At 65.0% G+C, this 16,931-nt stretch carries 17 protein-coding genes and 1 tRNA gene; 10 read left to right on the top strand and 8 right to left on the bottom strand.

Annotated features, from left to right (window positions below):
* Window positions 1–87: 87 nt before the first annotated feature.
* Together shn_RS03415 and shn_RS03420 are read right to left on the bottom strand one after the other, a co-directional pair.
* Window positions 88–1,854, bottom strand: coding sequence for a site-specific integrase (locus shn_RS03415; protein ID WP_064329156.1), 1,767 nt, complete (start codon window positions 1,852–1,854; stop codon window positions 88–90).
* Between the two features lie 54 nt (window positions 1,855–1,908).
* Window positions 1,909–1,982: transfer RNA gene (locus shn_RS03420), tRNA-Gln, on the bottom strand.
* Window positions 1,983–2,219: 237 nt separating this feature from the next.
* Here shn_RS03420 and shn_RS03425 point away from each other — a divergent pair.
* From shn_RS03425 to shn_RS03435, 3 genes are read left to right on the top strand one after another with little or no spacing between them, the layout of a single operon-like run.
* A complete protein-coding gene (locus tag shn_RS03425; protein WP_064329157.1) occupies window positions 2,220–3,770 on the top strand; it encodes a Ppx/GppA phosphatase family protein in 1,551 nt (516 codons plus the stop codon).
* Window positions 3,767–4,504, top strand: coding sequence for an RlmE family RNA methyltransferase (locus shn_RS03430; RefSeq protein ID WP_064329158.1), 738 nt, complete (start codon window positions 3,767–3,769; stop codon window positions 4,502–4,504). The genes shn_RS03425 and shn_RS03430 overlap by 4 nt, the downstream gene beginning before the upstream one ends.
* Window positions 4,504–4,887: a VOC family protein gene (locus tag shn_RS03435; RefSeq protein WP_064329159.1), complete on the top strand. Its 384-nt coding sequence runs from the start codon at window positions 4,504–4,506 to the stop codon at window positions 4,885–4,887. The genes shn_RS03430 and shn_RS03435 overlap by 1 nt, the downstream gene beginning before the upstream one ends.
* A 34-nt stretch (window positions 4,888–4,921) precedes the next feature.
* Here the strand turns inward: shn_RS03435 and shn_RS03440 are convergent, their stop codons facing one another.
* Complete coding sequence (locus shn_RS03440; RefSeq protein ID WP_064329160.1) at window positions 4,922–6,331, bottom strand: DHA2 family efflux MFS transporter permease subunit; 1,410 nt, start codon at window positions 6,329–6,331, stop codon at window positions 4,922–4,924.
* A 311-nt stretch (window positions 6,332–6,642) separates the two neighbouring features.
* On the opposite strand from shn_RS03440, the gene shn_RS03450 reads away from it, so the two are divergent.
* Complete coding sequence (locus tag shn_RS03450; RefSeq protein ID WP_064329162.1) at window positions 6,643–7,638, top strand: MBL fold metallo-hydrolase; 996 nt, start codon at window positions 6,643–6,645, stop codon at window positions 7,636–7,638.
* A 69-nt stretch (window positions 7,639–7,707) separates the two neighbouring features.
* On the opposite strand, the gene shn_RS03455 is transcribed toward shn_RS03450, so the two are convergent.
* The gene (locus shn_RS03455) at window positions 7,708–8,016 is read right to left on the bottom strand and encodes an ATPase inhibitor subunit zeta (RefSeq protein ID WP_064329163.1); all 309 of its coding nucleotides are present in this window, start codon (window positions 8,014–8,016) and stop codon (window positions 7,708–7,710) included.
* A 280-nt stretch (window positions 8,017–8,296) separates the two neighbouring features.
* Here shn_RS03455 and guaB point away from each other — a divergent pair, with 280 nt between their 5' ends.
* From guaB to shn_RS03475, 4 genes are all read left to right on the top strand, one after another.
* Window positions 8,297–9,793 carry an IMP dehydrogenase gene (gene guaB, locus shn_RS03460; RefSeq protein ID WP_064329164.1) on the top strand — a complete coding sequence of 499 codons (1,497 nt, stop codon included), beginning with the start codon at window positions 8,297–8,299 and terminating at the stop codon, window positions 9,791–9,793.
* Between the two features lie 147 nt (window positions 9,794–9,940).
* The gene (locus shn_RS03465) at window positions 9,941–10,300 is read left to right on the top strand and encodes a hypothetical protein (RefSeq protein ID WP_064329165.1); all 360 of its coding nucleotides are present in this window, start codon (window positions 9,941–9,943) and stop codon (window positions 10,298–10,300) included.
* Window positions 10,301–10,428: 128 nt separating this feature from the next.
* Window positions 10,429–10,848 carry an MAPEG family protein gene (locus shn_RS03470; protein WP_064329166.1) on the top strand — a complete coding sequence of 140 codons (420 nt, stop codon included), beginning with the start codon at window positions 10,429–10,431 and terminating at the stop codon, window positions 10,846–10,848.
* 82 nt (window positions 10,849–10,930) lie between these two features.
* Window positions 10,931–11,806 (top strand): dienelactone hydrolase family protein, encoded by an 876-nt coding sequence (locus tag shn_RS03475; protein ID WP_064329167.1) that lies wholly within the window; start codon window positions 10,931–10,933, stop codon window positions 11,804–11,806.
* A 22-nt stretch (window positions 11,807–11,828) separates the two neighbouring features.
* Here the strand turns inward: shn_RS03475 and shn_RS03480 are convergent, their stop codons facing one another.
* Both shn_RS03480 and shn_RS03485 read right to left on the bottom strand, forming a co-directional pair.
* Window positions 11,829–12,401, bottom strand: coding sequence for a GNAT family N-acetyltransferase (locus shn_RS03480; RefSeq protein WP_206362197.1), 573 nt, complete (start codon window positions 12,399–12,401; stop codon window positions 11,829–11,831).
* The gene (locus shn_RS03485; protein WP_064332411.1) at window positions 12,398–13,351 is read right to left on the bottom strand and encodes a LysR substrate-binding domain-containing protein; all 954 of its coding nucleotides are present in this window, start codon (window positions 13,349–13,351) and stop codon (window positions 12,398–12,400) included. The genes shn_RS03480 and shn_RS03485 overlap by 4 nt, the downstream gene beginning before the upstream one ends.
* 275 nt (window positions 13,352–13,626) lie before the next feature.
* On the opposite strand from shn_RS03485, the gene shn_RS03490 reads away from it, so the two are divergent.
* The gene (locus shn_RS03490; RefSeq protein ID WP_064329168.1) at window positions 13,627–13,923 is read left to right on the top strand and encodes a DUF1127 domain-containing protein; all 297 of its coding nucleotides are present in this window, start codon (window positions 13,627–13,629) and stop codon (window positions 13,921–13,923) included.
* A 176-nt stretch (window positions 13,924–14,099) separates the two neighbouring features.
* Window positions 14,100–14,585, top strand: coding sequence for a GNAT family N-acetyltransferase (locus shn_RS03495; protein WP_064329169.1), 486 nt, complete (start codon window positions 14,100–14,102; stop codon window positions 14,583–14,585).
* Between the two features lie 42 nt (window positions 14,586–14,627).
* Here the strand turns inward: shn_RS03495 and shn_RS03500 are convergent, their stop codons facing one another.
* A complete protein-coding gene (locus shn_RS03500) occupies window positions 14,628–15,473 on the bottom strand; it encodes a DUF937 domain-containing protein (protein WP_064329170.1) in 846 nt (281 codons plus the stop codon).
* An 83-nt stretch (window positions 15,474–15,556) separates the two neighbouring features.
* The gene (locus tag shn_RS03505) at window positions 15,557–16,930 is read right to left on the bottom strand and encodes a glutamate--cysteine ligase (RefSeq protein ID WP_064329171.1); all 1,374 of its coding nucleotides are present in this window, start codon (window positions 16,928–16,930) and stop codon (window positions 15,557–15,559) included.
* Between the last annotated feature and the right edge of the window lies 1 nt (window position 16,931).

The following is a 16,931-nucleotide window of genomic DNA, read 5'->3' on the forward strand; positions in this document are numbered from 1 at the left end:
TCCCCTTCGCGATAAAGGCGGGCGTAACCAGTTCGGCCAGTTGATTTTCGGCGTACACCCGGAGCGTTTCGGGCTCCGGGTGCGCTTTCAACGGCCACTATGAAGATGTTCCAGAGATAGGCCGGGCTTGATCGCCTCTATCGCGGTCGCGAGCTGTTGCAGGCTCGAATTTTTGGTGTACCGAGCTGTTTCCCCTGGCGTGCTGTGGCCCGTCAAATGATCGATGACGAGCGTCGGAACGTTGGCCTGGTGCATCAACGTCGTCGCGGTATGGCGCAGGGAATGGAAATCGAGGTTCTTGCGATAAACGCCGATGGCCTTCCGGTAGTGGGTGAACCACTTGGTGAAGCCGTGGCCGAGCTTGTCGTCCGCTCCGCCCGGCTTCAAGGCCGGAAACACCGGCTGCGATCCTTTTCCAAGCGTCTTGATGTAGGTGAGGAAACCCATGCGGATGAGATCGCTGTGGATCGGGACGCGCCGAATGGCGTTCCTGTCCTTCAACTGGCGCGGCGGGCGGTCGTTGATGTCGAAGAAGGAGATTCCATTTTCCTCCCGGATATCATCGGTGCGAAGCTGGCAGATTTCCTCCAGCCTCATGCCGCTGAACAGGGTGATGAGCGGTATCCAGAATTTCTCGTCCCGGATGATTTGCGCACCTGCCTGAGAGCGACGGCCTGTGGACAAGCACCCGGACCAGACGGGAGAGCCGAACAGAACCGTGAGTTCCTTATCGGTCCACTGGTCCCGCTCATCGACAGCCCGCTTCACCGAAGCAAATTTGAAGCCGGAGAAGATGTTTTCCGTTGCCTTGCCGGTGGCGATGGCCTCACTCCACATGGCGGAGAGAGCAGAGAAATGACGCTTGATGGTCTTCTGCGTCAACAGAGGCTGTTTCTGGCTATCAGGCAGCTTTTCATGGGCGCGGATGATTTCATCGGGTGTGAAGGTTTTGTATGAGGAAGCCTTACCGTAGTCGGAAGGCAAACGCTCCGCCGTTGCGCGGAATTGTCCGGCATCCGCCCGCGTATACCGGCTTACCGGTTTGTCCCCGCAAATCTGGATGAAAAGCCGGTACGTGGCATCGGCCTGGTTACCGGTTTGCTGTTTCCATTCTTTGCGCCGGAGCTGGCCTTCGATGTAGATCGGATAGACCGTCGAAAAAAGCGGCTCCGACTGCACATCCGATTGCCGCGCCGGCACGGGAGCAGACGTTACAGGGCGTGCCTCGGCCAAGGTCTGGCGGAGGAGCTTGCTTTTCGGTTCATAGTCGAAGTCGCCTTCATAGCGAGCTTTCAGTGCTTCCGCGAGATCGATGCCAGCGCGGTGAACCGCTTCCTTGCACTGATGGCGTTCTTCCTCGTCAAGCGAGGGCCAGGACAAGCCGGCCATCTGGGCAGCGGCATGGGATGCCCAAAGCCCGGTGTCAAGCGTATTGCCGCCAAGGGTTTTGCGCGTTTGTTCGGCTACGTCGGCCCAGAATTTGGCGCGTGCGGCACGCCCATCCTCTGTAAGATACGTGCCGGAAGCGCGGCCGGCGTGCTCCCTTGCCAGAATATGGTTGTAGAATTGCTGTGCGAGGCGGGTGATTTCGTCGTCGGTAAGCATGGGATTTGCGCGGGCTCTCTCGAAAAGTTTTTCGGTGAGCCGATATAGTTCGTCCGCTCGCAGCCGCGCTGTCCTGGGGGAGCAGGCTCCCAACGTGCGCACGAACTCGCGTCGTTTCAGCCTGTCGCGCAAATCGGCGGGAACGACTCTTCGGAAATGAAACATGCGCCCGCGTCGGACGACGTTGGAAGGAACTGCCAAGCTGCTTCGCTCGCCTTTGTAGCGGCGGTTTGTAGCAAAGCGCTTCATCCCGCCGGAGATGGCGCGATGTTTGCAAATGATTTCAATGAGTTAAGAGGAAAGTGGCTGGGGAACCTGGATTCGAACCAAGATTAACGGAGTCAGAGTCCGTCGTTCTACCGTTGAACTATTCCCCAGCAGGGGCGAAGCCGGCTTGGCCGGTGCCTGTGAGGCGGGCTTATAAACAAAAGGCGGCGAGATGCAAATGGTTTTTTCGGGAAAAATGCATCTGCCCTGTCCCTGGCCGTGCATCGCGGTTCCGTCATAAAAAGAATTTGGCGAACGGGCCGGGCGCTGGTAATGTCGCGGCAACGAAGATCGAGAGAGCGCCTGCTTGCAGCTTTGAAGCTTTGCGCGGCGCCATAGGCAGTAACGTGAACGACCCCGACAGCGGCGTGAAGCCGCCCGTTTCCGGGGCGCGAGATGCGGGCGATGCGGGGCGACCGAAGCGGTCGCGCCGCCGCAAGGGCAAGCAGAAGGGCGCGACAAGTCCCTCTGCCGCGTCCCTGTCCGCAGGCCAGGCGGCCGGTTCGTCCGGATCGGCTGAGCGCCCCAAGGCCACCGACGGTGGCGATACCGCGCGCAGGAACAAGCGTCGCCGGCGCGGCAAGGCTGCCGGCGGCGAGAACGTGCGCCCGCTTGTCCCCGTCGGCCAGCGGGAAGCCTCCGGCGAGGACCAGCGCCAGGCGGAAGGCCGCAGGAGCCGTCGCAAGCATCGCGGCAAGAAGGCGGCTGCGCGTACCGTGCCTGTCGCCGCCGAGGCGGCCGTCCCGCATCCCGCGACCGCGCAGGCCGTCGAGACCCGGCCCGTTCCGCACGCTCCGGAACCGCGCCGGGAGGTGCACTCGGCTCCGCGACCGGCCGAGCGCGAGGGCTATGACGCGCCGCTCTATGCCGCGCTCGACCTCGGCACCAACAATTGCCGCCTTCTCATCGCCCAGCCGACGCGGCCCGGCCAGTTCCGGGTCGTCGATGCCTTTTCGCGCATCGTGCGCCTTGGCGAGGGACTTGCGGCGAGCGGCCGGCTTTCCGACGAGGCGATGGACCGCTCCGTCGAGGCGCTGAAGATCTGCGCGGCCAAGCTGAAGAACCGCAACATCCGCCGCGCCCGGCTGATCGCCACCGAGGCCTGCCGTGCGGCGATCAATGGCGAAGCATTCCTGGAGCGGGTGCGGCAGGAGACCGGCCTCGACCTTGAGATCATCAACCGCGAGACCGAGGCGCGGCTTGCCGTGTCCGGCTGCTCCTCGCTGGTCGGGCGCGAGGCGAAATCGGTCGTGCTCTTCGATATCGGCGGCGGCTCCTCGGAAATCGCGGTCATCCGCATCGGCGAGAACCGCTCCAGCCGGCTCGCCAACCACATCACCCACTGGACGTCGCTGCCGGTCGGCGTCGTCACGCTGTCCGAGCGCCATGGCGGGCGGGACGTGACGCCCGAGAGCTTCGCGGGCATGGTGTCGGAGGTCGAGGCCATGCTGGCGAATTTCGATTGCCCGGGCGATGTGGTGCGCGTGGCGCCGGAGGATTTCCATCTCATCGGCACGTCGGGCACGGTGACGACGCTTGCCGGCGTGCATCTCGACCTGCCGCGATATGACCGGCGCCGGGTGGACGGCGTCTGGCTCTCGGACGACGAGGTGACGGCCATGCAGGCGCGGCTCCTCTCCTGGGATTTCTCCGCCCGCGCGGCCAATCCCTGCATCGGGCCGGACCGGGCGGACCTCGTGCTCGCCGGCTGCGCCATCCTGGAGGCGATCCGCAAGCGCTGGCCCTCGCGCCGCATGCGCGTCGCCGACCGGGGCCTGCGCGAAGGCCTGCTCACCGACATGATGGCCGATGACGGCGTCTGGCGCCGCGGCCGCCACCGCCGCAACCACCGCGGCGGGCCCCGCAACCCGGCAAAGCCCGAAGGACAGGCGTCATGACCAAGCCCCCCGTCGGCGGCAACCGCACCGGCCGCAAGCTCGGCCAGAAGGTCAAGAAGGGCAAGCTGAAGGCCTCCTCGCGCCGCTGGCTCGAACGCCACATCAACGATCCCTATGTGCAGCGCGCCAGGCTGGAGGGCTATCGCGCCCGCGCGGCCTTCAAGCTCCTGGAGATCGACGAGAAGCACAACATCCTCGCCGGCGCGAAGCGCATCATCGATCTTGGCGCGGCGCCCGGTAGCTGGTCGCAGATCGCCGCCAAGGTGACCGGCTCGACGGATGCCGATCCGCGCGTCGCGGCCATCGACTTCCTTGAAATGGACCCGCTGCCGGGCGTCACCATCCTCCAGATGGACTTTCTCGAGCCCGATGCGCCGGAGAAGCTGATCGCGGCGGTCGGCGGAACGCCGAACCTCGTCATCTCCGACATGGCCGCCCCGACGACCGGCCACCGCCAGACGGATCACCTGCGCACCATGCATCTGTGCGAGGTCGCCGCGCATTTCGCCGTCGAGGTGCTGGCGGAAGGCGGTCATTTCCTGGCCAAGACCTTCCAGGGCGGCACGGAGCGCGAGCTGCTCAACATGCTCAAGCAGAATTTCAAGCAGGTCATCCATGTGAAGCCCGGCGCCTCGCGCGCCGAATCGGTGGAGATGTTCCTGCTCGCCAAGGGCTTCAAGGGCCGCAAGGCGAGGGACGGGGCGGCCGAGACGGAAGCGGACGCGGACGCCTGATGCTGCTCTATACCACCGTCGGCACGAACGATCTGGAACGCGCCGGCCGCTTCTATGATGCGGTGCTGCCGCTGCTCGGCTATATCAGGCAGAAGCAGGCGCCGGATGAGATCGGCTACGCGGGAAGGGATGACGTGCGCTGCCGCTTCTGGGTGGTGGAGCCGTTCAACCGTGAACCCGCCACCTTCGGCAACGGCGTGACCATCGCGCTCGTCGCCCCGACCCGTGCCGCCGTCGACGCCTTCCACGCCGCAGCCCTTGCCGCCGGCGGCATCGACGAGGGCGCCCCCGGCCTGCGCCCGTTCCACGCCAGCTTCTACGCGGCCTTCATCCGAGATCCCGACGGCAACAAGCTCGCCGCCGTCTGCGAGAGGACGGAATAGGCCGCGCCGATCCGCGGGATGGGGCGGGGTGAGGTTATTTCACCGCCGCCGTTTCTTCCTCCCGCGCCGGCAGGCGATGGCCGGAGACGGTGGCGCCGGCGTTTTTGGCCATGGTGATGAAGGGCAGGACGGCGGCGAGCGTCAGGGCGGAGATGATCATGAAGGCGGTCTGGAAATCCTCAAGTTCGAGCGGCGAACCGGTGATCGCGGTTTCGATTTCGAGGATCGCGCCGGCGACGGCGACGCCGAGCGCCAGGCTGATCTGCTGAAGCACGGCGCTCATCGAGGTCGCCTTGCTGGCATCCGCATCGGGAATGTCGGCGAAGGACAGCGCGTTGACGCTGGTGAAGAAGAAGGAGCGGGCGAAACCCGCGATCAGGAGCACGCCGGCCATGAACCAGAAGGGCGTTGCGGGCGTGAAGAGGCCGTTCACGAAGGTGAGGATCGCCCCGCAGATGCTGGCGACGATCAGCGTCGTGCGGAAGCCGGCGAAGGTCAGAACGCGCTTGGCGAGGAATTTCGTGGTGATGGCGCCGATAGCGCCCGTGAAGGTGACGAGGCCCGACTGGAAGGGCGAGAGGCCGAAGCCGACCTGCAGCATCAGCGGCATCAGGAAGGGCACCGCGCCGACCGAGATGCGGAACAGCGTGCCGCCGATGGAGGCGGCGCGGAAGGCGCTGTCGCGGAAAAGCCGGAGGTCGAGCAGCGGCGCCGGGTGGCGGCGGGCGTGGCGTACATAGAGCACGCCGCAGAGAAGTCCCACGAGGGTGGCGACGACCCCGATGACGGGCGGCAGGGCCGGCAGGCTGACGACCGAGAGGCCGAACATCGTGCCTGAGGCGGCCACCGCGCTCAGGACGAAGCCGAGCCAGTCGAGCGGCGGCGGCGCGGCGGCGCGAATATCCGGCAGGTAGATGCCGGAAAGCACGTAGCCGATGATGCCGACCGGCACGTTGATCAGGAAGATCCAGTGCCAGGAGAAGTAGGTGGTGATGAAGCCGCCGAGCGGTGGACCTGCGAGCGGGCCGACGAGGGCGGGGATGGTCAGCAGCGCCATGGCGGAGACGAGTTCGGAGCGCGAGGTGCTGCGCACCAGCACGAGGCGCGCGACGGGCGTCATCATCGCCCCGCCCATGCCCTGCAGGAAGCGCGCGACGACGAAGGCCAGGAGGCTGCCGGAAACCGCACAGAGGATGGAACCGGCGACGAAGACGAGGATGGCGAGGCGGAAGACGCGTTTTGCGCCGAACCGGTCGGCCATCCAGCCGCTGAGCGGAATGAAGGTCGCGAGCGACACCATGTAGGAGGTGAGCGCCAGCTTGAGCGTGATCGGCCCCACGCCGAGATCGGCCGCGATGGCCGGCAGCGAGGTGGAGATGACGGTGGAGTCCATCTGCTCCATGAAGAGAGCGACGGCAAGGATGAGCGGGACGATACGGTTCATCGGCAAATCGGGGTACGAGGCCCTTGCGCAGGCCCGCCCGTCTTCTGCGCCCCTCGTTGCGATCTGTCAAATCATGCGGATGGGCGTCGAGGCCGGCCTGTGCAAAAGGGCGCGGCGGTCTTGCGGGGGCGACATGCAAGACGGCGAGCCAAAGCAAGGGGCACGCTGAACGGCCGGCCCCCATTTGGGCATCACAAGCCCGTGATGCCGCGTGCCCGGATCGTGACAGCGCCCTAGATGGACGCGTGTCATCTTCATGCCGATGCCGGGGGTAGACCGGCAAGGCAGCCCTTCACCAAAGAGGAAGTTCCATGGGAGACCATTCGACAATCTCGCGCCGGTCCTTGTTTCTCGCCGCCGGCATCGGCACATTGGCCGCGCCGCTGGTGCTGAACCGCGCCGCCGCCCTCGCGCAATCGGAAAGCGACGCCACCGACAGGCGCGTAAGCCCCCTTGAGACCCGCAGCTTCAAGCTCGGCAGTTTCCGCGTGCTGACGGTGCGCGACGGCATGCGCCCCTCCGGCGCGCCGAACGAGACATTCGGCACCAACCAGTCCGCCGAGGCCGTCGGTGCGCTGCTGACGGAAAACTTTCTGCCGGCCGACAGCTTCGTCAACAGCTTCACGCCGACGCTGGTCGATACCGGATCGGAGGTCGTGCTGTTCGATACCGGCATGGGCGAAGGCGGGCGCGCGGACGGCATGGGGCGCCTTGTCGAAGGGTTGAACTATGCCGGCTACACGCCGGACCAGGTCTCCGTCGTCGTCATCACCCATATGCATGGAGATCATATCGGCGGCTTGATGGAGGGCGGCAAGCCGGCCTTCCCGAATGCGCGCTACGTCACCGGCCGCACGGAATATGATTTCTGGGTCAACCCCGAGCGCATGGGCACACCGGCCGAACAGGGCCACCAGGGCGTGCTCGCCAAGGTGCAGCCGCTGGCGGAAAAACTCACCTTCATCGAGGACGAGGGCGAGGTCGTGCCCGGTATTCGGGGGCTCGACGCCTTCGGCCATTCGCCGGGGCACATGATCTTCCGCGTCGAATCGGAGGGCAAGGCGCTGATCCTGACGGCGGATACCGCCAACCATTTCGTGCTCTCGCTGCAGCGGCCCGACTGGGAGGTGCGCTTCGACATGGACAAGGCTCAAGCGGCCGCGACGCGCAAGAAGGTCTTCGACATGATCGCCACCGACAGGCTCGCCTTCATCGGCTACCACATGCCGTTCCCGGCGGCCGGTTTCGTGGAGAAGGCCGGCGAGGGCTACCGCTTCGTGCCGGTGAGCTACCAGTTCGACGTCTAGGAATTTCCAGCCTTCGCAACCGAAACGGCCCGCCTCGTCATGGGCGGGCCGTTTCAACGAAGGGATTTCTCAGTAGCCGCGCATGTCCCTGGCGACATCCTTCAGCATCACGACCATGCGGTCGCGCAGTTCCTCGTCGGGACAGTCGACGCCCGCCGAGCGAAGGTCGGCGCGGACGCGATTGAAGGCGCCATCCGGTGCGCCGACATCGGCCATGGCCAGTTCACGGGCATAGGCGTCGCCATCGGGGCGATGCATGGTATTGGCAGCCCACAGACCGAGAAGCGCATTGCGGCGCGCCTGGGCCTTGAACATGAATTCCTGCTGGTAGGCAAATTCGTCTTCGAGCGCGCGGGCTCTCTTCTTCAATGCAGACATCGATTTCCCCGTTCTTCTATTGTTGCTTTGAGCGCTGGCCTTGCTGTCCTGGCCACGAAAACGGTTATACACGCAAAGATTTAAAAGACCGGCAGGAGACACGGCTAAGAATTCGTCAATGCGGCAATGCGGTGAACCGGCCGCTTTTGCTATTCCCAATCCGTCATGAACGTGTTACCAGCCCTCGCCAACTTCCAAGAATTTCTTGCAAGCGACCGAGGCGGACAACTCCCAATGTTCCCCTTGGTGCGCAAGCTTTACCCTCAAAGGAACTTGGCCCATGGCGCGCATCATTGAAACGGCAACCGGTCTCGAAGCCCTGACCTTCGACGACGTTCTCCTGCAACCCGGCCATTCCGAGGTGATGCCGGGCCAGACGAACATCGCCACCCGCATCGCGCACGATTTCGATCTCAACCTGCCGATCCTCTCCTCCGCCATGGACACGGTGACGGAAAGCCGCCTTGCCATCGCCATGGCCCAGGCCGGCGGCCTCGGCGTCATCCACCGCAACCTGACGCCCGCCGAACAGGCCGAGGAAGTCCGCCAGGTGAAGAAGTTCGAGAGCGGCATGGTCGTCAATCCCGTGACGATCGGCCCGGACGCGACGCTCGCCGACGCGCTGTCGCTGATGAAGGCGCATGGCATTTCCGGCATCCCGGTCGTCGAGAACGGCGGCAACGGCAAGGCCGGCCGCCTCGTCGGCATTCTGACGAACCGCGACGTGCGCTTCGCCTCCGACCCGACGCAGAAGATCTACGAGCTGATGACGCGGGAAAACCTGATCACGGTGAAGGAGACCGTCGACCAGCAGGAAGCAAAGCGCCTGCTGCACCGCCACCGCATCGAGAAGCTGCTCGTCATCGACGGTGACGGCCGCTGCGTCGGCCTGATCACGGTGAAGGACATCGAGAAGTCGCAGCTCAACCCCAATGCCTCGAAGGATGCACAGGGCCGGCTTCGCGCCGCCGCCGCCATCTCCGTCGGCGACGACGGTTTCGAGCGCGCCGAACGGCTGATCGAGGCCGGCGTCGACCTCATCGTCGTCGATACCGCGCACGGCCATTCGCAGCGCGTTCTCGACGCCGTCACCCGCGTGAAGAAGCTGTCGAACTCCGTGCGCATCATGGCCGGCAACGTCGCGACATCGGACGGCACCAAGGCGCTGATCGATGCCGGCGCGGATGCCGTCAAGGTCGGCATCGGCCCGGGCTCGATCTGCACGACGCGCATCGTCGCCGGCGTCGGCGTGCCGCAGCTTGCGGCCATCATGTCCTCCGTCGAGGCGGCGCAGGCCCAGGACATCCCGGTCATCGCCGACGGCGGCATCAAATTCTCCGGCGACCTTGCGAAAGCGATCGCCGCCGGTGCCTCCGCCGTCATGGTCGGCTCGCTGCTCGCCGGCACGGATGAGAGCCCGGGCGAGGTGTTCCTCTACCAGGGCCGTTCCTTCAAGGCCTATCGTGGCATGGGCTCCGTCGGCGCCATGGCGCGCGGCTCGGCCGACCGTTACTTCCAGGCGGAAGTGCGCGACACGCTGAAGCTGGTGCCCGAGGGCATCGAGGGCCAGGTGCCTTACAAGGGCCCGGTCTCGGGCGTGCTGCATCAGCTCGCCGGCGGCCTCAAGGCCTCGATGGGCTATGTCGGTGGCAAGGACATCAAGGATTATCAGGAGAAGGCGACCTTCGTGCGGATCTCCGGCGCCGGCCTTCGCGAAAGCCACGCCCACGACGTGACGATCACCCGCGAAAGCCCGAACTATCCGGGCGCCGTCTGATCGATCGCCATAAGCTGATATGCCTTTCAATGCCCGGCTTTGCCGGGCATTTTCGTCTCCGGATCCTGCGCGAATCCAGTTTTGTTTTTCCACGCATGCGCTAGGATCGCGTCACCGGCAATCTCGCCGGTTTCACTGGGGGACAACATGAAGAAGATACTGGCTGGCGCCCTTCTGGGCCTGGGGCTGGTCGTGCCTGCGCATGCGCAGACGGTCAATGCCGGCACCTATGATGTCGAAGGCACGAATCTCGACGGCTCGACCTATGAGGGCACCGCGACGATCGAGCTGACGAGCGAGACGACCTGCTCGATCGAGTGGCACACTGGCTCGACCACATCGAGCGGCATCTGCATGCTCTATGGCGACGCCTTCGCCGCCGGTTACGTGCTCGACGATGCGGTCGGCCTCATCGTCTACCAGGTCAAGGGCGACGGCTCGCTGGAAGGCGCCTGGACGATCAGCGGCAAGGACGGTTCGGGCACCGAAACCCTGACGCCGCAATAGGGATGGCTTCCTTCGGCCTGCCGGGCCGGCCTTTCGGGTTGAGGCCTGCGCCGGAAACCCGTATGCATCGGGTGCATTTCCCCGGAACTGCATGAAACGAAGACCTGCCGACAGGCCGAAGGATAACCATGTCTCCCACGGAAGCCACGATCTGGCCGATGATCGCGCATGTCGCGCTCGTCTTCTGCCTCTATCTGCTGCTCTCCATGCGCCGCATGCGCGCGGTCCGGGAGGGGCATGCGCGGCCGGAGCAGTTCCGCGAAAACCGCGAGGAGCCGGCCGAAAGCCTCGTCGTCAAGAACGCCATCGCCAACCAGTTCGAGCTGCCGGTGCTGTTCTATGCGGTCAGCATCCTGCTCTATCTCGTCGATGCGGACAATCCGGCGACGGTTGCTGGCGGCTGGCTCTTCGTGGCGCTGCGCTATGTCCACGCCTATGTGCATGTCACCGGCAATCGCCTGCGCCATCGCCGCCCGCTCTTCATCGCCGGGTTTGCGGTGCTCGGCCTTCTCTGGGTCTGGCTCGGCATCTGGCTCGCCTTTACCTGATCTGCCGGTAACGCAGTTGTGTTCGGCAGGTTTTCGCGCGCGGCCTATCTTATCCTGCGAAGAACCAGCCGGAGGATCCGCCATGGACAAGCCGCAGATCACGCAGGCGATGATCAACGCCTATGACGAATACACCCATCTGACGCTCGACCGCCGCCGTTTCATGGAGCGCCTGACGGCGCTTGCCGGCTCGGGTGCGGCGGCGGCGGCCATCGTCCCGCTGCTGGCGGCCAATTCCGCCAGCGCCGAGATCATCACCTCGGACGACCAGCGCCTTGCCGCCAAGGATGTCGTCTATGGCGGCAGCTCGGGCGAGATGAAGGGCTACCTGGTGCGGCCGAAGGAGGCGACGGACCCGCTCGGCACCGTCATCATCATCCACGAGAACCGCGGCCTCAATCCGCACACCCGCGACGTCGCCCGCCGCATGGCGCTGGAAGGCTTCATCGCGCTCGCGCCCGATTTCCTGTCGCCCGCCGGCGGCACGCCGGACGATGAGGACCAGGCGCGCGAGATGATCGGCAAGCTCGATCCGGCGGCGACGGTGGCCAATGCGGAGGCGAGCCTGCAGTTCCTCGCAAAGCTCGACGGGGCGAACGGCAAGGTCGGCGCCGTCGGCTTCTGCTGGGGCGGCGGCCTCGTCAACCGCTTCGCCACCAGGTCGCCGGACCTGAAGGCGGGGGTCGCCTATTACGGGGCGCAGGCGGAGGCCGGGGACGTGCCCGGCATCCAGGCCGCGCTGATGCTGCACTATGCTGGGCTCGACGAGCGCATCAATGCCGGCATCGACGCCTATCGCAAGGCGCTGGAGGAAAACGGCAAGACCTTCGAGATCCACATGTATGACGGCGTCAACCACGCCTTCAACAACGACACATCCGCCGCGCGCTACGACAAGGCCGCGGCCGATCTCGCCTGGCAGCGCACTGTGGATTTCCTGAAGAAGAATCTCGCCTGAGCGGCCGAGGGGCCTGCCGGCTTCATGCCTCCGGCAGGTCGAGGCGCATGGCGCAGCGCGTGTCGCGCTGCAGCCCGTGTTCGGCCTCCAGGTCGAGCACCGCCTTGAGGCGCGGCGAGAGCGCGGCCTCGTCCAGCGTGCGGAAGCCGAGCCGCTCGTAATACGGGCAGTTCCAGGGAATGGTGCGGAAGGTCGTCAGCGTCACCGCGTCGAGCCCGCGCGCCGCCGCCGCGTCGATCGCGTGCCGGATCAGCTTTCGGCCGATGCCGAAGCCCTGGTGCAGGTGATCGACGGAAATCTCCCAGATATGCAGCTCCCGCCCGGCGATCTCCGCACTCAGGAAGCCGACAGGATGATCGTTTCCGGCCGCCGCCGCCCAGTTCGTTCCCGTTTCGATGAGCGCGCGGTGCCGCTCGGCGCTCTGTACGTCGCCGACGGCGAGCCACGAGAAGGCCTCGATCAGCCGGAAGGCCTGCGCGGCCGAGCGCTCGATCTGGCGCAGCGCCTCGATTTCGTCTTGACGGGCAGGGCGGATTGTCACCGTCGACGGCCCGGCCTTGCCTGCGGGGATGCCGTCGAGGGGAAGCTGCGTCACCATCCGGGCAGGATGTTGCCGGGCCTGAGCCGCTGCATGCGCGGGAAGAGTTTTACCTCGGCCTCCGGCAGGTCGTCGGCGGCGCTCAGCGGCGTGATGTTGTCGAGACAGGCGGTGATATGGCTGGTGATGGCATTGGAGAGCGAGGGCGAAAGGCCCGGCCGCCGCATGATGCCGATCTGCACCGGCGCGAGCGGCGGAAAGCCGTCCGCCTGCGTCAGCACCTTCATGCCGGGGCGCAGCGCTGATTCGGGCAGAACCGAAACGGCCATGCCTGCCATCACGGCAGCGGCAACGACGGTCGACGACCAGCTGGTGAACAGCACCTGGTAGTCGCGTCCGACCGAATCGAGCGCGGCGCAGGCGATCTGCCGCCACTGGCAGTCACGCCGGCCGACGGCGAGCGGCACCGGCGCGTTTTCCGGCATCGGGTGGTTGGCCGACATCACCCAGCAAAGCGGCTCGGTCCGCACGACGTCGGACTGGCGCTGGCGCGGATTGTGGGTGACGAGCGCGATGTCGAGCTCGCCCTTGGCCATCTTCTCCGCGAGGTCCACCGAGGGCTCGCAGACGATGAAGAGCTCCACATTCGGATGGGTCTTGGCGAACCGCATGATGATCTCGGGCATGTAGCGGTCGGCATAATCGTCGGGCGTGCCGATGCGCAGAAGGCCTTCGAGGCGGTTGTCGTCGAAGGCGGCGATGGCCTCGTTGTTGAGGCGCAGCATCCGGCGCGCATAGTTGAGCAGGCGCTCGCCCTCGGCGGTCAGCCGGTTGCCGCGGCCGTCCTTCATGAAGAGCTGCTTGCCGATGCGCTCCTCCAGGCGCCGCATCTGCATGGAAACGGCCGACTGCGTCTTGAAGACCCGCTCTGCGGCACGGGTGAAGCTGCCGGTATCAGCGATCGCGACGAAGGTCTGGAGCTGGTCTATGTCTAGCGGAGCGGACATAACGATATCCATAAGATTGTTTGATTGATACTATTAGAAACATTCGTTGGACTGATCAATGGCTTTCTGCGAAAAAGCAAGTGTCGAACGATTGACCTTTCCGCCGGGCCATCCTTCGACAGGATCTGCCGCCTCCCTCGACCTCCCGGTGACGGCTCTTCTTGCAAACCGACTTTGAACCGCCGCCCGATCCCTGTGGGCGACGAACGATCACGAGTGCCGCGCGAAACCCCATCGAAGGACGATGGATCGCCGGGCCGGAAAGGAGAAATGCCATGCGCATGATCGACCGCAGACTGGAAATCGATATCCTCGCAACGCGCCGTCCGGCTTCGAGCCTCTTCGCCCGTGTTCGCAACGCCGCCTACAAGCTTGTCCGCGCCTGGCAGAATCGCCGCATGGTCAATCGCTTGAGCGAACTCGACGATCATCAGCTCTACGATATGGGGCTGTGCCGGAGCGATGTGCAAAGTGTCCGGGCCGCGTCCTTCTTCGCCGATGCGGGCCTGCATCTGACGATCGCGGCGCGCGAGCGCGCCCGTCGTCACCTGCGCAGCGGCCGTATGGATTGATTTCCGATGGTGCCGACCTATCTCCCGGGTCGGCACCTGACTTCCCCGCAGGGTGAGAGCCAATAGCCCTGCCGCTTGCCCGGCGTGCGACTCCCAAGGTCCACGTCGGGCTTTTTCAAAGATTTCCCGAGAATCGATTTCACCCTGGAATTGCCTGAAAACAAAGAGATAGCGCGATGATCGACGAGATTTCGATCCGTCCGGCGCGCCCGCAAGACTTCCCTGTCATGAGGGCCATACTGCGCGATACGTTCGAAAGCACCTGGCAGCCGCAGATCACGGAAGCCGCCGCCCGCCGCTATGTCGAGACGGATATCGGCGGACGCTTCGTCGCGCGCTGCGGTGCGGACATGCTCGTGGCCGAGGCCGACGGGCAGGTTGCCGGTCTGCTCTATCACATTGACGATTTCATCGACGCCTTGCATGTGCCTTGCGCCTTCCAGCGCCGGGGCATCGGGCGCCGTCTGCTCATCCGGGCGGAGCGGTACATTGCCGAAAAGGGTTTTCGGCAGGCGCGGCTTGAAACGGATACGTTCAACGCGCAGGCCCAGGCCTTCTACAAGGCGCTGGGCTACATCGAGATGGCGCGCTATCCGGACGAGGAATGGCAGAGCGGCCTCACCACCGTCCTGTTCGAAAAACCACTCGGCGGCATAAAATAGCCAGCCTGCCGGCGCTCGATGCCGGGGAGGGACGCCTGATACTCAGGCCTTCTTCCCGCCGTCCGTCTCCATGCCGTTGCGCATGGTCTCGAAGATCGATTCGATGTTGCGCTGATAATCCTTCTGCATTTCCAGGCCCGTATCGAACATCGTGTTGACGAGGGTTTTCAGCGCATCCGCCGGCGAGCCCTCGGATGCGCCCGGCTTTTCGCTCGCCGCCGGCTGTCCGCCCATGCCCGTCATCATGTCCTGGAAGGCCTTGGCAAAGGGATTGTCGGCGAAGGGATTGGCGGGCGCAGCATCCTTCTTCGTGCCGAAGAATTCCTGGGCGGCCTGGGTGAAAGGATTGTCGGTGAACGGGTTGGCCGGCTCCGGCTTCTTCGCAAAGCCCGTCGCCTCGGCCCATTGCCGCATCATGTCGGCAAAGGGATTGGCCTGTGCCGCGCTGCCCGTGCCGGGGAAGAAGGGGGCGAGGGACTGCTTGAAGATGCCGCCCATCAGCGTGCTCGCCATGGCCGGCAGCATCTGCTTGTAGATTTCCTGGCCGATGCCGGTCATCTGCGCCGCCTGCGCGGCGATGGCGCGGGAAACATCCTTGTTGCCGAAGAGATGGCCGAGGATGCCGTTGCCTTCCGCAAGCCCCTGCGGCGTGAAGGCCTTGCTGATGTCCTCGAAATATTTCGCGTGGTCGCCCGAGGTCAGCGCCGTCATGAAGGCGGCAAGGTCGTAGGGATTGGCGGCATTGCGCTTGAAGCCCTCGGAAAAGGCCGGCGTCAACGCCGCGATGGCCTTGGCCGCCTGTTCCTGCGCCAGCCCGAATTGCCGCGCCATGGTCTCGACGGCATTGCCGTTCTGCGCCTGCATCATCATGTCGTAGAGCGAAAGCATAACGAACCCTTTCCCGTTGGCAGGCATGTGCCTGCACTATAACGGGAATTCTGGCCGCGCAAACCGCTTTTTGGTGTCGTGCCTCAGTACTGGTAGTCGGTGAAGACCGGCTCGACGGAGCCGTTCCAGCGGCCGTTGTAGAGCGCCAGCATGTCTTCGGCGAGCGTCGCCTTCTTCGCCAGCACCTCGTCGAGCGGGGCAAGGAAGATCGTTTCGTCGATACCCTCGCCATTGACCCGGGCACGGGCGGCAAGGCCCTGGCGGGAGATCGAGACCACTTCGCGGGCGACATCGAGCAGCGGCTTGCCGCGAAAATCGGCCTTGAGGCCTTCTGCGGGCACGGCATCGCGCAGCGCCGTCACCTCCTCGACCGTCCAGTCGCGCACAAGCCGCTCGGCGGCATCGAGCGCGCCATCATCGTAGAGCAGGCCCACCCAGAAGGCGGGCAACGCACAGATGCGCCGCCACGGGCCGCCGTCGGCACCACGCATTTCGAGGAAGCGCTTCAGCCGCACGTCGGGGAACAGCGTGGAAAGGTGGTTCGTCCAGTCGCCGAGGTTCGGCTCCCAGTCGGCGATCTCGCCCTTCAGCGCGCCGGCCATGAACTGGCGGAAGGTGATGTGCGTGCAGTCGTGGTACTTGCCGTCGCGCACGACGAAATACATCGGCACGTCGAGCGCCCATTCGACATAGTCGACGAAACCGAAGTCCGGCTTGAAGGCGAAGGGGATGAGGCCGGAGCGGTTGTTGTCCGTGTCACGCCAGATGTCGCCGCGCCAGGAGAGCAGGCCGTTCGGCTTGCCCTCGGTGAAGGGCGAGGAGGCGAAGAGGGCGGTCGCCATCGACTGCAGCTTCAGCGAGACCTGCATCTTGCGGCGCATGTCCGCTTCGGAGGAGAAGTCGAGGTTCACCTGGATCGTGCAGGTGCGGTACATCATGTCGAGACCCTTGGTGCCGACCTTCGGCATGTAGCGGGTCATGATCTCGTAGCGGCTTTTCGGCATGCGCGGGGTTTCGGCGAAGGTCCATTTCGGGCTGCCGCCCATGCCGAGGAAGCGGATGCCGAGCGGCTCGGCGATCTCGCGCAGCGTCGCGAGGTGCTGGTTGGATTCCTTGCAGGTCTGGTGCAGGTTTTCCAGCGGCGCGCCGGAAAGCTCGAACTGGCCGCCGGGCTCCAGCGAGATGGCGCCCATGCCGGAGGGTTCGGCAAGGCCGATGATGTTGCCGGCATCCATGATCGGGTCCCAGCCGGTCTTGGCCTGCATGCCGTTCAGCAGCGCCGATATGCTCGCCTCGCCGAAATAGGGCACGGGGCTGTTGTCGGCCGTAAAGAAGACGAATTTCTCGTGCTCGGTGCCGATACGGAACTTCTCCTTCGGCTTGCTGCCGGCGGCGAGGTAATCCGCCATGTCTGCGACGGTGCGGATCGGCGTCTGGTCGGTGGTGTCACGGGCCATG

Source organism: Shinella sp. HZN7, from assembly GCF_001652565.1.
Taxonomy (GTDB): domain Bacteria; phylum Pseudomonadota; class Alphaproteobacteria; order Rhizobiales; family Rhizobiaceae; genus Shinella; species Shinella granuli.

Excerpts from the sequence above, each read along its gene's own strand:
- shn_RS03415 (WP_064329156.1), bottom strand. The coding sequence starts at position 1,854 with ATGAAGCGCTTTGCTACAAACCGCCGCTACAAAGGCGAGCGAAGCAGC.
- shn_RS03430 (WP_064329158.1), top strand. The coding sequence starts at position 3,767 with ATGACCAAGCCCCCCGTCGGCGGCAACCGCACCGGCCGCAAGCTCGGC.
- shn_RS03435 (WP_064329159.1), top strand. The coding sequence starts at position 4,504 with ATGCTGCTCTATACCACCGTCGGCACGAACGATCTGGAACGCGCCGGC.
- shn_RS03440 (WP_064329160.1), bottom strand. The coding sequence starts at position 6,331 with ATGAACCGTATCGTCCCGCTCATCCTTGCCGTCGCTCTCTTCATGGAG.
- shn_RS03450 (WP_064329162.1), top strand. The coding sequence starts at position 6,643 with ATGGGAGACCATTCGACAATCTCGCGCCGGTCCTTGTTTCTCGCCGCC.
- shn_RS03455 (WP_064329163.1), bottom strand. The coding sequence starts at position 8,016 with ATGTCTGCATTGAAGAAGAGAGCCCGCGCGCTCGAAGACGAATTTGCC.
- guaB (WP_064329164.1), top strand. The coding sequence starts at position 8,297 with ATGGCGCGCATCATTGAAACGGCAACCGGTCTCGAAGCCCTGACCTTC.
- shn_RS03465 (WP_064329165.1), top strand. The coding sequence starts at position 9,941 with ATGAAGAAGATACTGGCTGGCGCCCTTCTGGGCCTGGGGCTGGTCGTG.
- shn_RS03470 (WP_064329166.1), top strand. The coding sequence starts at position 10,429 with ATGTCTCCCACGGAAGCCACGATCTGGCCGATGATCGCGCATGTCGCG.
- shn_RS03475 (WP_064329167.1), top strand. The coding sequence starts at position 10,931 with ATGGACAAGCCGCAGATCACGCAGGCGATGATCAACGCCTATGACGAA.
- shn_RS03485 (WP_064332411.1), bottom strand. The coding sequence starts at position 13,351 with ATGTCCGCTCCGCTAGACATAGACCAGCTCCAGACCTTCGTCGCGATC.
- shn_RS03490 (WP_064329168.1), top strand. The coding sequence starts at position 13,627 with ATGCGCATGATCGACCGCAGACTGGAAATCGATATCCTCGCAACGCGC.
- shn_RS03495 (WP_064329169.1), top strand. The coding sequence starts at position 14,100 with ATGATCGACGAGATTTCGATCCGTCCGGCGCGCCCGCAAGACTTCCCT.
- shn_RS03500 (WP_064329170.1), bottom strand. The coding sequence starts at position 15,473 with ATGCTTTCGCTCTACGACATGATGATGCAGGCGCAGAACGGCAATGCC.
- shn_RS03505 (WP_064329171.1), bottom strand. The coding sequence starts at position 16,930 with ATGGCCCGTGACACCACCGACCAGACGCCGATCCGCACCGTCGCAGAC.